At 70.2% G+C, this 13,415-nt stretch carries 13 protein-coding genes and 1 rRNA gene; 8 read left to right on the top strand and 6 right to left on the bottom strand.

The window, feature by feature from the left end; all coding sequences use genetic code 11:
• Window positions 1-261: 261 nt before the first annotated feature.
• The 3 genes from O0235_RS11255 to rrf form a co-directional block, all read right to left on the bottom strand.
• The gene (locus tag O0235_RS11255; protein WP_270055880.1) at window positions 262-2,733 is read right to left on the bottom strand and encodes an ATP-dependent Clp protease ATP-binding subunit; all 2,472 of its coding nucleotides are present in this window, start codon (window positions 2,731-2,733) and stop codon (window positions 262-264) included.
• 38 nt (window positions 2,734-2,771) lie between these two features.
• Window positions 2,772-4,331, bottom strand: a complete 1,560-nt coding sequence (locus tag O0235_RS11250) for a 30S ribosomal protein S1 (RefSeq protein ID WP_270055879.1) — start codon at window positions 4,329-4,331, stop codon at window positions 2,772-2,774.
• Between the two features lie 295 nt (window positions 4,332-4,626).
• Window positions 4,627-4,743: ribosomal RNA gene (gene rrf / locus O0235_RS11245) — 5S ribosomal RNA — on the bottom strand.
• Window positions 4,744-4,821: 78 nt separating this feature from the next.
• On the opposite strand from rrf, the gene O0235_RS11240 reads away from it, so the two are divergent.
• Window positions 4,822-5,322 (top strand): hypothetical protein, encoded by a 501-nt coding sequence (locus O0235_RS11240; protein WP_270055878.1) that lies wholly within the window; start codon window positions 4,822-4,824, stop codon window positions 5,320-5,322.
• 10 nt (window positions 5,323-5,332) lie between these two features.
• On the opposite strand, the gene O0235_RS15065 is transcribed toward O0235_RS11240, so the two are convergent.
• Window positions 5,333-7,786, bottom strand: coding sequence for a sigma-70 family RNA polymerase sigma factor (locus O0235_RS15065; protein WP_308445647.1), 2,454 nt, complete (start codon window positions 7,784-7,786; stop codon window positions 5,333-5,335).
• A 141-nt stretch (window positions 7,787-7,927) separates the two neighbouring features.
• Window positions 7,928-8,560, bottom strand: a complete 633-nt coding sequence (gene pth, locus O0235_RS11225; RefSeq protein ID WP_270055877.1) for an aminoacyl-tRNA hydrolase — start codon at window positions 8,558-8,560, stop codon at window positions 7,928-7,930.
• Window positions 8,561-8,628: 68 nt separating this feature from the next.
• Here pth and O0235_RS11220 point away from each other — a divergent pair, with 68 nt between their 5' ends.
• Window positions 8,629-8,799 carry a hypothetical protein gene (locus O0235_RS11220; RefSeq protein WP_270055876.1) on the top strand — a complete coding sequence of 57 codons (171 nt, stop codon included), beginning with the start codon at window positions 8,629-8,631 and terminating at the stop codon, window positions 8,797-8,799.
• Window positions 8,774-9,343, top strand: coding sequence for a DinB family protein (locus O0235_RS11215; protein ID WP_270055875.1), 570 nt, complete (start codon window positions 8,774-8,776; stop codon window positions 9,341-9,343). Before O0235_RS11220 ends, O0235_RS11215 begins: the two co-directional genes overlap by 26 nt.
• 12 nt (window positions 9,344-9,355) lie before the next feature.
• On the opposite strand, the gene O0235_RS11210 is transcribed toward O0235_RS11215, so the two are convergent.
• On the bottom strand, window positions 9,356-9,523 hold the full coding sequence (locus tag O0235_RS11210) for a hypothetical protein (protein WP_270055874.1): 168 nt from the start codon (window positions 9,521-9,523) through the stop codon (window positions 9,356-9,358).
• Between the two features lie 130 nt (window positions 9,524-9,653).
• On the opposite strand from O0235_RS11210, the gene O0235_RS11205 reads away from it, so the two are divergent.
• From O0235_RS11205 to O0235_RS11185, 5 genes are all read left to right on the top strand, one after another.
• The gene (locus tag O0235_RS11205) at window positions 9,654-10,340 is read left to right on the top strand and encodes a CehA/McbA family metallohydrolase (RefSeq protein ID WP_270055873.1); all 687 of its coding nucleotides are present in this window, start codon (window positions 9,654-9,656) and stop codon (window positions 10,338-10,340) included.
• 131 nt (window positions 10,341-10,471) lie between these two features.
• Complete coding sequence (locus tag O0235_RS11200; RefSeq protein ID WP_270055872.1) at window positions 10,472-10,759, top strand: 4Fe-4S dicluster domain-containing protein; 288 nt, start codon at window positions 10,472-10,474, stop codon at window positions 10,757-10,759.
• A gap of 145 nt (window positions 10,760-10,904) precedes the next feature.
• Window positions 10,905-11,489, top strand: a complete 585-nt coding sequence (locus O0235_RS11195; RefSeq protein WP_270055871.1) for a 50S ribosomal protein L25 — start codon at window positions 10,905-10,907, stop codon at window positions 11,487-11,489.
• A 12-nt stretch (window positions 11,490-11,501) separates the two neighbouring features.
• Window positions 11,502-12,461, top strand: a complete 960-nt coding sequence (locus tag O0235_RS11190; protein WP_270055870.1) for a hypothetical protein — start codon at window positions 11,502-11,504, stop codon at window positions 12,459-12,461.
• Window positions 12,462-12,526: 65 nt separating this feature from the next.
• Window positions 12,527-13,411: an NAD(P)-dependent oxidoreductase gene (locus O0235_RS11185; protein ID WP_270055869.1), complete on the top strand. Its 885-nt coding sequence runs from the start codon at window positions 12,527-12,529 to the stop codon at window positions 13,409-13,411.
• The last annotated feature ends 4 nt before the right edge of the window (window positions 13,412-13,415 follow it).

Raw genomic sequence — 13,415 nt, 5'->3', positions numbered from 1 at the left:
AGCCGCGGGACGGGGGAAGAGGGGAACGCAATGGGCATAGCGAGCCGTCTACCATCGTAGTGCGCTCGGGGAGATGGCGTCAACGGCGGGAGCTGGAGCAAACAGGACCCCTACCCACAGGCGGGAGTGTTCTGCGGGGGCGATCGCAGCGGTTGTCGTGGGGGAGTATTGGGTCGCGGCGCCAGCCGGTCAAGAGGCGCGGGGGAAAAACAGCGGCGGCCCCTCAGGTGAGGGGCCGCCGTGCGCTGCGCGGGAGCGGGGTCAGCCGACGGGCTGCGGCTCGCGGATCGGCTCGATCTTGAGCTGGCCGTCTTCGGCGTCGATGCGGATGGTATCGCCAGCGGCGAACTGCCCGGAGAGGAGCATCTCGCTGAGGCGGTCTTCGATGTTGTCCTGGATGACGCGGCGGAGCGGCCGGGCGCCGAAGACCGGGTCGTAGCCCTTTTCGCCGAGCCAGTCCTTGCCGGCGTCGGTGACTTCCATGCGGACGCCCTTCTGGTTGAGGGTCCGTTCGACCTTCTTGAGTTCGTTGTCGACGATCTTCCGGATGTCTTCCTTGGTGAGCGAGCGGAAGACGACGGTGCTGTCGATGCGGTTGAGGAACTCGGGCTTGAAGACGTTCTTCAGCTCGGCGAGCACCTTGTCTTTCATGCGCTGGTAGCGCTCTTCGTGGGTCTTGACCTCGTCGGTCGTGGTGGCGAAGCCGAGCGCGCTGTCCTTCTTGATGAGGTCGGACCCGACGTTCGAGGTCATGATGATGATGGTGTTGCGGAAGTCGACCTTCCGCCCCTTGGCATCGGCGAGGCGGCCCTCGTCGAAGATCTGGAGCAGGAGGTTGAAGACCTCGGGGTGCGCCTTCTCGATTTCGTCGAGGAGGATGAGGCAGTAGCTCTTGCGGCGGACGGTATCGGTGAGCTGGCCGCCGTCGTCGTAGCCGACGTAGCCGGGGGGCGCGCCGACGAGCCGCGAGACGGTGTGCTTCTCGCTGAACTCGCTCATATCGAGCTTAATCATGTTGTCCTGCGAGCCGAACATGAACTCGGCGAGGGCGCGGGCGAGCTCCGTCTTGCCGACGCCGGTGGGGCCGCAGAAGAGGAAGACGCCGATTGGGCGGCGCGGGTCTTTGAGGCCGGCGCGGGCGCGGCGGACGGCGCGGGCGATGGTTTCGATCGCTTCGTCCTGGCCGATGATGCGGCTGCGGAGCGCTTCCTCCATGCGGAGGAGGCGGGCGCTTTCTTCGCTGGCGATGCGGGCGACGGGGATGCCAGTCCACATCGAGACGACTTCGGCAACGTCCTCGTCGGTGACGACGGGGGTAGCGATGCCGGCTTCGCCCTCTTCCCATTCGCCCATCTCGCGGATCTTGTCCTGGAGCTTGACTTCGCGGTCGCGGAGCTCGGCGGCGTACTCGTACTGCTGGGCGGCGATGGCCTGCTCTTTTTCGCGGCGGAGGCTTTCGAGGCCTTTCATTGCCTCCTTGAGGGAGGGCGGGGTCGCGGCGCGCCGGATGCGGACGCGGCTGGCGGCCTCATCGATGAGGTCGATGGCCTTGTCGGGGAGGTAGCGGTCGCTGACGTAGCGGGCCGAGAGCTCGGCGGCAGCGACGAGAGCGGCGTCGCTGATCTTCAGCTTGTGGTGCTCTTCGTAGCGCGGGCGGATGCCCTTGAGGATTTCGATGGCTTCCTCGACGGTCGGCTCTTCGACCATGACGGGCTGGAAGCGGCGCTCGAGGGCGGCGTCGCGCTCGATGTGCTTGCGGTACTCGTCGAGGGTGGTGGCGCCGATGCACTGGAGTTCGCCGCGGGCGAGCGAGGGCTTGAGGATGTTGGCGGCATCGACGGCGCCTTCGGCGGCGCCGGCGCCGACGAGCATGTGGAGCTCATCGATGAAGAGGATGCAGTTGCCGGCGGCCTTGATCTCTTCGATGACCTTCTTGAGCCGCTCTTCGAATTCGCCGCGGTACTTCGTGCCGGCGACGAGGGAGCCGATGTCGAGGGTGAGGAGACGCTTGTTCTGGAGCGTCTCGGGGACGTCGCCGGAGACGATGCGCTGGGCGAGGAGCTCGGCGATGGCCGTCTTGCCGACGCCCGGTTCGCCGATGAGCACCGGGTTGTTTTTCGTGCGGCGGGAAAGGATCTGGACGACGCGCTCGAGCTCGTTGGAGCGGCCGATGACGGGGTCGAGCTGGCCGTTGCGTGCGGCAGCGGTCAGGTCGATGCCGAGCTGGTCGACGGTGGGGGTGCGGCTGGCCTGGCGGGCGCCAGAGCCGGAGGCGGCAGCCTGCGGGGCGCTCTGGCTGAGGATGCGGGTGGTCTCGGCGCGGACGCGCTCGAGGTTGACGCCGAGGCTTTCGAGGACGCCGGCAGCGATGCCTTCGCCTTCGCGGACGAGGCCGAGGAGCAGGTGCTCGGTGCCGATGTAGGAGTGATTGAGGCGGCGCGCCTCATCGACGGCGAGTTCGATGACCTTCTTGGCGCGCGGGGTGAGGCCGATTTCGCCGAGGACGGTGCGGTCGCCGCGGCCGATGATGAACTCGACGGCCGAGCGGACCTTGTTGAGTTCGACGCCGAGGTTGGCGAGGACTTTCGCTGCGACGCCGTCGCCTTCGCGGACGAGGCCCAGGAGGATGTGCTCGGTGCCGATGTAGTTGTGGTTGAAGCGGTGGGCTTCTTCCTGGGCGAGCGTGAGGACCCGCCGCGCCCGTTCTGTGAATTTGTCAAACCGATCGGCCATGGTGGTACTCCCTTCCCCTGGGTGCGCCCAAAGAACGTCTAGGAGCCGTCAGCAGTTTCCTCCTCTGTTGCGGCTGGTGCTTCGTGCGGGGCCTCGTCGGTCCCTTCACTGATATTGTGCGGCATTTCTTCGGGGGCCGTCGCCCCGGTAGAAACCCGAGTTTCCGCTTCGGCCTCCCCGGAAGCGGGGGCCTCGGCTGCTGCTTCGGCGGCCGGCGCCTCGGCTGCGGGAGCCGGGGCCTCGTCCTTCGGAGCAAGGCCGGCAGCCTGGGCGACCGTCTCGGCGAGGCCGTTGCCGGCTTCGGCGTTTTCGAGGGCCTGCGCGAAGGCAGCGGCGAAGGCGGACATCGGCTCCGGGTCGCGCGCCACGGCCTGCTCGATCGCCTCCTGCGCGGTGCGCGGCTCGCGGCGGGCAGGCTGGGCGGCGGTGTCGCGCGGAGGCAGGCCGAACTGTTCGCGGACGTCGTCCGGGTAGTCGATGACGGAGCCGTTGGCATCGAAGACGAAGCCCATCGCTTCCGCGTCGCTGCGGGCCTGGCGGAGGCTGAGCCCGAGCCGGTGGCGGTCCTTCTCGATGCGGACGAGCTTCACGGGCACGACGTCGCCCTCCTTCACCACGTCTTTCGGGTGCTGGATGCGGCGGTTCGAAAGCTCGGAGATGTGGATGAGGCCTTCCACGGGCCCATCGAGGCGGACGAAGGCGCCGAACGGCATGAGCTTCGTCACGCGGCCGATGAGGATCTGGCCGATGACGAAGCGGTCGACGGTGGTGTCCCAGCGCTCGGGCTGGGCGCGCTTGAGCGAGAGCGAGATTTTCTTGTTCTCGCGGTCGATCTTGAGGATGTAGGCCTGGACTTCGTCGCCGACCTGGAAGAGGTCCTTCGCCTTCTTGCCGCGCTCCCAGGTGAGCTCGGTCATGTGGGCGAGGCCGTCGGCGCCGCCGAGGTCGACGAAGACGCCGAAGTCGGTGATGGAGGAGATGCGGCCGGTGCGGATCTGGCCCTCCTGGAGCTCATCGAGGACGCGATCCTTCTGCTCCTTGCGAATTTCGGCCATGGCGGCGCGCTCGGAGAGGATGACGCGGTTCCGCTTCCGGTTGAGTTCGATGACCTTGAGCTTGATGACCTGGCCGACGAGCCCGGCGAGCTGGTTGGCGGCGTCGGGGTCGTCGCGGCGGACGGACTCGACCTGGGAGAGGGGGACGAAGGCGTTGACGCCATCGACGTTGACGAGGAGGCCGCCGCGGTTGTGGCCGGTGACCTGGGCGTCGAAGATTTCGCCGGATTCGAAGCGCTTCTGGAGGGTTTCCCAGCCTTCTTCGCCGCGGGCGCGGTCGAGCGAGACGATGGCGTGGCCTTCGGCAGTTGAGGGCTGGAGGACCATGACGCGGACGGTATCGCCGGCCTTGAGCTTGCTGGCGCCGTCGATGCCGAGGGAGAGCATCTCGTTCTGGGGGATGACGGCTTCCATCTTGGTGCCGACATCGACGATGAGGCCGTCGGGGGAGGCGCCCATCACCATGCCCTCGATGATTTCGCCGCGGCGAAGCTGGCCGCCCGACTGGGCGGCTTCGAGGTCGAGGAGGGCCCCCATATCCATTTCGGCTTCCGGGGGAGTGGTGGGCTGGGCGGTATCTGCTGACAAGTGTGGCTCCGTCTGGGGGCACGTGTCCCTTCTGCAGGGTGTACGCGCCGGGGTGAGTTGAGGGATTCTCGAACTGAATTGTACCAGCGGCCGATCGTTCGAGGAAACCGGACGCGGGACCGCGCGGGGCATGAGGAGAAACGTCCGCGGGGGCCGCGCGGTTACCGCGGGGAGCAGCAGCGGGGTCCGCCGCGGTGCTGCTGCGCCTTCCCGGAAATAAAGAAACCGCCTCGCGGCGGTTCTCGTGAGTACCCGGCGGCGGCCTATTTTCCCACCCGGTTGCCCGGGCAGTATCGTCAGCGCTGAGGCGTTTCACTTCCGTGTTCGGGATGGGAACGGGTGGGTCCACCTCGCTCTAGCCACCAGATGCTCTGATTATGGGCGCGGCTGCGCGTTGGCGCAAGCGGCGGTTGCGGAAAGCGGCCGGGGGCGGCACGCTCGCGGCATGCGGGTGCTGTTCGCGTTCGGGCTCGGGCTGCTCGCCGGGGCGGTCGCGGTTGTGCTGTGGTTCACGGTCGACCCCGATTTCGAGGCGCGGACGGAAGCGGTGGCGGGCGGGGGCAATATCACGGTGACGTTCGACGAGCGGGCGCTGGCGGCGATCATCGCGCGGGAGCTGCCGGCTATCCCCGGAGTGGGGGAACGCCCGGCGGTGGACGTCGAGGTGCTGCGGGAAGGGCTGGTGGGGGTGACCTTCAGCGTCGGCGCATGGGGGGTGGGAACGCGCGCTTCGGTCTTCCTGGACCCCGAGGTGGCAGACGGGCGGCTCGTGCTGCGGGTGGCGCGGGCGACGCTGGGCGGGCTGACGGCGCCGGAGGCGGTGGCGGCGCTCATCGAGCCGCCGCTGCAGCAGCGGCTGGACGAGGCGGCAGGGGAGCTGCCGTACCGGCTGGTGGCGATCCGGACGACGGACCGGCGGCTGGCGCTGGACCTGGCGCTCGAGTGAGCGGCGGGCGTCAGATGCCGGTGCTGACGCCGATGAGGCGGCCGATGCCGAAGGTGATGGCCGAGGCGGCGAGGCCGAAGGTGAGCATGCGGGCCCCGGAGAAGAGGACGCCGCGGCCGGTGTAGAGGGTGATGGCGGCGCCGACGGCGAAGAGGCCGAGGGCGCTGGCGGCGGCGCTGGCAGCCACCCCGGCGATGCCGGCGAGGAAGAGCCAGGGGATGACCGGGATGATGGCGCCGAAGCTGAAGGTGAGGAAGGAGGTGATGGCGGCGACCCACGGGTTGCCCGCCTCCTCTTCGGACATGCCGAGCTCTTCGCGGGCGAGCGTATCGAGGGCGGTTTCGCGGTTGGCGATGATGCGCTGCGCGGTGGCGCGGGCCTCTTCTTCGCCCAGCCCCTTCGCACGGTAGATAAGGACGAGCTCCTCCAGCTCTTCATCGGGCATGAGGTTGAGTTCGTCGCGTTCGATTTCGAGCTGGCGGGCGAACGCCTCGGCTGAGCTGCGGACGCTGATCCATTCGCCGAGGGCCATGGAGAGGGAGCCGGCGAGCAGGCCGGCGATGCCGGCGAGGATGACGACGTTTTGGCCGGGGTTCGCGCCGGCGACGCCCATGACGAGGGAGAGGTTCGAGACGAGGCCGTCGTTGGCGCCGAGGACGGCGGCGCGGAGGGCATTGCCGGTGCCGGCGCGGTGGCGGCCTTCGAGCCGGGCGATGTCGATGTCGACGGCGCGGCCGCGGGTCGAGCGGGCGAGTTCGCGGAAGAGGCGGGCGTGGGAGCGCTCGTCGCGGGGGAGGTCGGCGGCGATGGCCTCCGGCTGGTCGTCATACATCGTGTAGGCCGTCATCTCCATGCGGGTGACGATGGGACTGACGGAGGCGGTGCCGAAGCGGCGGGCGAGCCAGCCGAGGAAGCGGACGCGGAAGCCGGGGCGGTAATCGGGGACCTCGGCGCCGGCTTCGCGGAGCTTCTCTTCCCAAAGGGCGCGGTGGCGGTCTTCGCTCTCGGCGAGGCGCAGGAACACTTCGCGCAGGTTCGGGTCTTTCTCGGCGGCGGCGAGGTAGCGGTAGAGGGCGGCGCCGTCGACCTCGTCGCGGAGGTTGCGGCGGTAGCGCTCGATGTCGGCTGCAGTCGGGCTCATCTGAAGCGAGTCTAGGGCTGGACGCGGTATTCGCGCGCCTTGCGCGGCTTCAGGCGGGGAGAAGGCAGGGCTAATCGGCCGGGCGGGCGCCGGGTTTCCCGGGGCGCGGTCCGTTCGAGATACCAGCCCCACGTGCCGGCGCTCTTGTGCTCCGTGAACCGGAACCGGATGCCGCGGCGTGAAAGGTCTTCCATCTCCCGCGCGAGGTGCATGTGGAGGTCGTGGACCCAGAGCGCGCCGCCAGCGCGCACGGTTGTCGACGACCTCATAGCCGCGGGCACGGAAGCGGTCGAAGGCGGCGGTGAGCGGGTCCTGCGCTGAAGCGGCCGGGAAGGGGAGAACGCGGCCGCCGGTGCCGCCGTCCCCGGGGGGCTCCCCGGGCACGGCCGGAGCGGGCGGCGGCGGAGGCGCGGGGTCGTACGTGCCGGGCGCGGCGCGGAGGCGGCGGAGTTCACGCGTGAACCAGCGGTCGAGTTCGGTGACGCGCGCCCGGGGGATGCCGACCTGCCGCTCGATGGCGGCGAGGGACATGGCGGCGCGGATGCCGTAGAGGTGTTCGAGCGCAGCGCGCTCGTTCGGTTCGAGCATGGCGAGGAGACGTTCGCGCGGGTCGACGGCGGCGGCGTCGGCGGGCGGTTCCTCGGCATCGCTCCCGGAGTCGGGGTCCGCGCCCGATTCGTCGCCGAAGAACACCTTCCAGATTGCGTCGAACAGGGCCTCTTCGGCGCTCGACGGGAGCCGGGGGCCGGGGGCTGGCCCGGGGGACGCCGGGGTGCCGCTGCTCGCGGCGGGGGGCGCCTGCGCGGGGCGGGGCGCGCTGCCGGCTTCGACGCAGGAGGACGCCGGGCTCGATTGCGGCACCACTGCCGCGGCGCTGGGGCGGCCGTGAGCGGGACGGCCGGCAGCCCACGGTTCGAGGACGCGAATGACGTGCGGGGCCTGCAGTTTCTTCAGGGCTTTCGCTTCGACCTGGCGGATGCGTTCGCGCGTGACGCCGAAGACGGCGCCGATTTGCTCGAGCGTCTGCGGTTCGCCGTCGAAGCCGAAGCGGAGGCAGAGGACGCGGCGCTCGCGCGGCTTAAGGGTGGCGAGCGCCTTCGCGACGGCGGCGCGGAGGCCGCTGCGGAGCGCGACCGCCTCCGGGTCCTCAGACGACGGCGACGGGAGGAGGTCGCCGTACACGACGTCGCAGCCGAACGGGGAGACGCGGCCGGTGCCGCCGGGCGTGCAGGTCGTGTCCATGCGCAGGGGCGGCCGGATGGCGCAGCCTTTGAGGAATCCGACGTACGCGTCGATCGCGCGGTAGTCTTCGTCGCTGTACACGCGGCCTGCCCCGGCGGAATGCCGCCGAACCTTTCTCGGAATTTTACGCGGTTCGAGCGCGGCGTTGCGCGGGGAGGATGCGACCGTTTGGCGCCAATTCGTGACGCGTTCGACGGCGTTGGCGCCGCTCTCACGGGATTTTTACGCCTTGCGGTTGAAGGCGGCAGCGGCGGCTTCGACCCCCGAGGAGATGATGGTTTCGACGGCGTCGGCGGCGCGCTGGACGGCGGCCTCGAGCAGTTCGCGGTCGGCCGGCGCGGGGGGGCTGAGCACCCAGTCGGCGACGACGTCGGGGTCCCAGGAGGGTTCGCCGCCGACGGTGGGGCGGCCGATGCCGATGCGGACGCGGATGAAGTCGAGCCCGGCGTGCTGGGCGATGCTCTTGAGGCCGTTGTGGCCGCCGTGGCCGCCGCCAGCGCGGATGCGGAGCTGGCCGGGGGGCAGGTCGAGGTCGTCGTAGGCGATGATGGTGCGGGCGAGGCCGCAGCCGGTCCACTGGAGGGCCTGGGCGACGGCTTTGCCGCTGACGTTCATGAAGGTTTTCGGTTTGACGAGGGCGACGCGCTGGCCCTGGAGCGAGCCGACGCCGATGTGCATGAGGCTGCCGACGGCTTTCGGCTGCGCGCCGGCGCGCTTCGCGAGGGCGTTGACGACCCAAAAACCGACGTTATGACGCGTGCGCGCGTACGCTTCGCCGGGGTTGCCGAGGCCGACGACGAGCCAGTCGGCGGCGAAGCGGGGGCCGGCGGGTGCAGGCTTGCGGCGGAAGGGCATGGGGGGAGTGTGGCACGGGCGGGGCGTGCGCCCAACCGGCCGGGGCGGATGCCGGTAGAATCGTGGGCGTGCCGCTGGCGGAGTTCGCGGTGGATTTCGTCTTCGGGGGCCTGTACGGGGCGCTCGTGACGGTCATCGCGCTGCTGGCGGCGATCCCCTACGCGGCCTGGCAGGGCGTGCGCCGGCTCGGCCGCCGATTCGGAGGCAGGCAGGATGGCGACGCGCGACCAGGTGGATGAACTGCTGGCGAAGATGGCGGAGGAGCGGGCGAACCTCATCCGGGTGGCGGAGGGGCTGAGCCCGGAGGATGCGCTGCGGGTGCCCGTCGATGCAGAGGGCGAGGAGCAGTGGACGGCGCTGGAGCAGCTCGCGCACCTGTGCGAGATGGAGCGGACGTACGACGCGTGGGTGCGGGCGGCGCTGCGCGAGGAGAACCCGGACCTCGGCCGCATCCCGTGGCAGACGGTGCCGATCCCGATCGAAGAGGCGAACCGGTACGCAGTTGCGGACCTGCTGCGGCAGCTCGAGCTGGAGCGCAGGTACACGCTCGGGCTGATCGACGGGATGCGGCTCGAGGACTTCGACCGGGTGGCGACGAGCCCGATGTTCGGGACGCTGACGGTGCTGCAGTGGCTGCGCTCGTTTTACCGCCATGACCGGCAGCACACGGCGCAGATTCTCGGCCGGCAGAGCGAGTATCAGCCGAACTTCAAAGGGCGCGAGCCGAACCAGCGGAAAATGCGGCTGGAGATGGTCGCGCGACGGCAGGCCGGGCAGGCCTAGCGGCCGGGGCGGTCAGGCGGATTCGCGAAGGCGCGACGCCTGGCCCGGCAGCGGGGCGAGCTCGACCGGGATGACGGAGCGGCGGCCGCAGCGCGCGCACTCGCGGATGCGGATGGCGCGGGTGCGGACCTCGACGAGGTAGCGCCACTCGTGCTTGCAGGGGCTGTTCGTGCGTTCCATGCCCCGATCATGCCGGGACCGTGTGAACGGACGGTTTCGCGGCGCGGGTGCGCGGCCGGCGCCGGGGGAGGGGGCCGGCGGGGCGGATTGCCCGGGTGATAGAGGCGGCCCTATAGTACCGGGCAGCCCCATGCTCATCGACATCCACAGCCACACGTGGCCCCGTTCGCACGACAGCGTCCTGAACCCCGATGACCTGATCGTCCGCGCGAAGGCGGCGGGCCTCGACGCGATCGTGTTCACGGAGCACGACACGGTGTGGGATTACAAGGCGATCGAGGAGCTGCGCGCGAAGCACAACTTCCTCGTGCTGGCGGGGGTGGAAATTTCGACGGACGACGGCCACATCCTCGCGTTCGGCATCGACAAGTACGTCTTCGGGATGCACCGGTCGCGGGAGCTGGCGGCATACGTGGAGAAGGTGGGCGGAGCGCTCGTGGCAGCCCACCCGTACCGGCGGCAGATGCCGTGGTTTTCGCGGAATGACGACGAGTACCGGGCGGCGCTGGAGAAAGCGGCGCGGAACCCGGCCTACCAGTACGTGCAGGGGCTGGAGGAGATCAACGGGCGGGGCTCCGACAAGGAGAACGAGTTCTCGCAGCGGCTGTGCGAGATGATGCACCTGCCGGGGACGGGCGGGACGGACTCGCACGCCATCTCCGACATCGGGAAGTGCGCGACGTACTTCGAACGGGAGATTCGCGACGAGCGGGAGCTGATCGAGGAGATCCGGGCGGGCCGGTTTTACGCGGTCGATTTGCGGTCGGGGAAGCCGGTGGCGGTGCGCGAGGCGCGGCGGGAGCGGATGCGGGAGTAAGCCCCGGACGGGGCGTCATGAGGCCGATGCCGGGTTGGCGGCTCTTCTTCACAGAGGGAGGGGCCGAATAGTAGTATGCGAGACGCCCACGCGGCAGGAACGCAGCACCCCCGACGGGAGAGGAGCCCCGAATGGCCTACGTAATCACGGAACCCTGCATCGACGTCCAGGACCAGGCGTGCGTCGAGGTTTGCCCGGTCGACTGCATCCACTTCGACGAAGGCGAGGACCGGATGCTGTACATCAATCCCGATGAGTGCATCGACTGCGGTGCCTGCGAGCCGGCCTGCCCTGTGACGGCGATCTTCGCCGAGGACGACGTCCCGTCGGACCGGGCGGTTTTCAAGGAGATCAACGCCCTCTGGTACAGCGACAAGGCCGCCGCGCGGGCGAAGGTGGCGGAGATCAAGCCGGCCTGACGCTGGCGATTCGACGGTCGTGAACGGGAGCCGCTTTGCGGGCGGCTCCCGTTTTCTTGCGCGCAGGGCGGCTTGACCCTGCGCCGGGCTCGGCTAGATTGGACATGTTGCGCCACGTATGGAGCGTGGCCCAGAGGGTTGTGACATGGCAGAACGTGTGACGATCGAAGCGGCGCCGCGGACGGTGCTCGGCAAGCAGGTGCGGCACCTCCGGCGGGAGGGCCGGCTCCCGGCGAACGTGTACGGCAAGGCGATCGAATCCCGGGCGATCGAGATCGACGCGCGGGAGTTCGCGCGGACGATCAAGTCGGCCGGCCTGCGCGCGATGATCGAGCTGAAGGTCGCGGGCGAGACGGCGCCGCGGTACGTCATCCTGCGCGGCATCGCGCGGGCGCACGGCACAGGCGAGCCGATCCACGTCGATTTCTTCCAGGTGGACCCCGAGCGGCCGATCACGGCGAACGTTCCGCTGCGGCTCGTCGGCGAGGCGCCGGCGGTGCGCGACCTCGCGGGCACGCTGCTGCCGGGCATCGAAATCGTGTCGGTGCGCTGCCGGCCGCTGGACATCCCGGACACCATCCCGGTGGATATCGCACCGCTGAAGGGGTTCGACTCGGTGCTGACGGTCGGGGACATCACGCCGCCGCCGGGGGTGGAGATCCTGACGGACCCCTCGGTGGTGGTGGCCTCGGTGGCGAAGCCGCGCATCCGCGGCCAGCGCGGCGGGTAAGCTGCGGGAGCCGTGTCCGAACGAAGCTACCCGGCGGACCAGGCGGAGGCAGGCCTCCGCCTTTTCCTTGCCTGGTTCGGGCCGCACTACGCGCGGAGCACGTCGGTCGAGGACGCGGCCTCGGACGGGACGACGCTCCGGGGCACGGTGGTGGTCGGGCGACGGTGGACGCTGCGGACGACGGTGCTCAACACGTTCGGCCCGGACGCGACGGTCGCCTGGGAGGCCGGGCGGGCGGCGCTCGAGCGGCGGCTGGATGCCGCGGGCCGGGCAGTCGCGGTGTGGGTGCCGCGGGGGGCGGGATTCCCGACGGAGGAGCCGGGACTGTCGGAGTTCGCCGCGGCCCTGGATGAGGCGCGTAAGCTGGACGACGGGCGGCTGGAGTTTTGCCGGCCGGTCCGGCTGTACCTGCGGCGGGTGGCGACGACGGGCTCGGTCGTGACGGCGCTCGGCGGGCTGGCGGCCCACTGGGCGCAGTTCACGAACCGGGTGCCGGGGACGTTCCAGCTGAATTCGAACGAGCTGTTCCGGCTGCCGGCGAGCGAAGAGGCGCGGCAGGAGCTGGCCGAGCGCATCGTGATGGCGTCGCAGCAGCCGGAGGTGGACGAGTCGATCACGGTCGAGGCGCGGGACTGCTGGACGGCGAACGACCTCGGCGGCGGTGGAAGCTGCGTGCTGGGGACGCCCGCGCCGGAGAACGACGAGTGGAGCGCTTCGCTGCGGCGGAACCTGCGGCGGCTGCTCAAAGCGGCGAACGAGGCCGGGGCCGGCGAGCAGGCGGATGCGCGGGCGCTGGTCATCCTCGGGCCGGCGACGTACGCGGAAGAGGAGAAGCTCTCGTGGGCGCTGCGGGGGATGGACCCGTCGCTCTATGCGGGATACGACATCCTGGCGGTCATCGCGGACGGTGTGGTGAAGCCGGTGCTGCTGCCCGGGCGGTCGGTGCTGCCGTGGGACGCGCCGCTGCGCTGAGGCGCGAGCAGGGTTGACGGCCGCCCGGCACAATCCGGGCGATTCCAGCGCGGGAGGTGCGTGCGATGGCGATCGAACGGGTCGGGTTCATCGGGCTGGGCATCATGGGCGGGCCGATGGCGGCGAACCTATTGCGCGCGGGGTTCGCGGTGACGGTATGGAACCGGACGGCGGCGAAAGCGGAGCCGCTTGCGGAGCTGGGAGCGGCGGTCGCCGGTTCGCCTGCGGAGGTGGCTTCCCGCTCAGAGGTTACGTTCACCTGCGTGACGGCCTCGCGCGATGTGGAGGAGGTGGTGCTGGGACCGGGCGGGGTCATCGAGGGGGCGGCGGCGGGCAGCATCGTCATCGATTGTTCGACGGTCGCGCCCGCGACCGCGCGGCTGCTGTACGAGCGGCTCGCGGCGCGGGGCATCGGCTTCCTCGATGCGCCGGTTTCCGGAGGCGACGTCGGCGCGAAGGCGGGCACCCTCGCGATCATGGCCGGCGGGGACGCGGCGGTATTCGAGCGGGCGCTGCCCGCGCTGCAGGCGATGGGGAAGACGATCGTCCACGTGGGGCCGGCGGGCGCGGGGCAGGTCGTCAAGCTCTGCAACCAGGTCGCGGGCGGGCTCAACCTCCTCGCGATGGCGGAGGCGATCAGCCTCTGCCGGCGCTCGGGGGTGGACCCGGCGAAGATGCTGGAGGTGGTGTCGGCCGGTGCGGCGGGCTCGTGGATGCTGCAGCACTTGGGGCCGAGGGCAGTCGCGGGGGATTTCGCACCCGGGTTCATGGTCGACCTGATGCAGAAAGACCTCGGGCTGGTGCTGGAGGCAGCGCACGAGACGCACACGCCGCTGCCGGGCACGGCGCTGGTGCGGCAGCTGTTCGAGATGCTGCAGGCGCGGGACCGCGGGCGGGACGGGACGCAGGCGATCGTGGAGGCCCTGCGGCTGCTGGCGGGGGAGGCGTAGCGCG

This window comes from Tepidiforma flava, assembly GCF_027594505.1.
Lineage (GTDB): Bacteria > Chloroflexota > Dehalococcoidia > Tepidiformales > Tepidiformaceae > Tepidiforma > Tepidiforma flava.
Note: the sequence above shows the minus strand (reverse complement) of the source record. Positions and strands in the feature narration are given on the sequence as shown.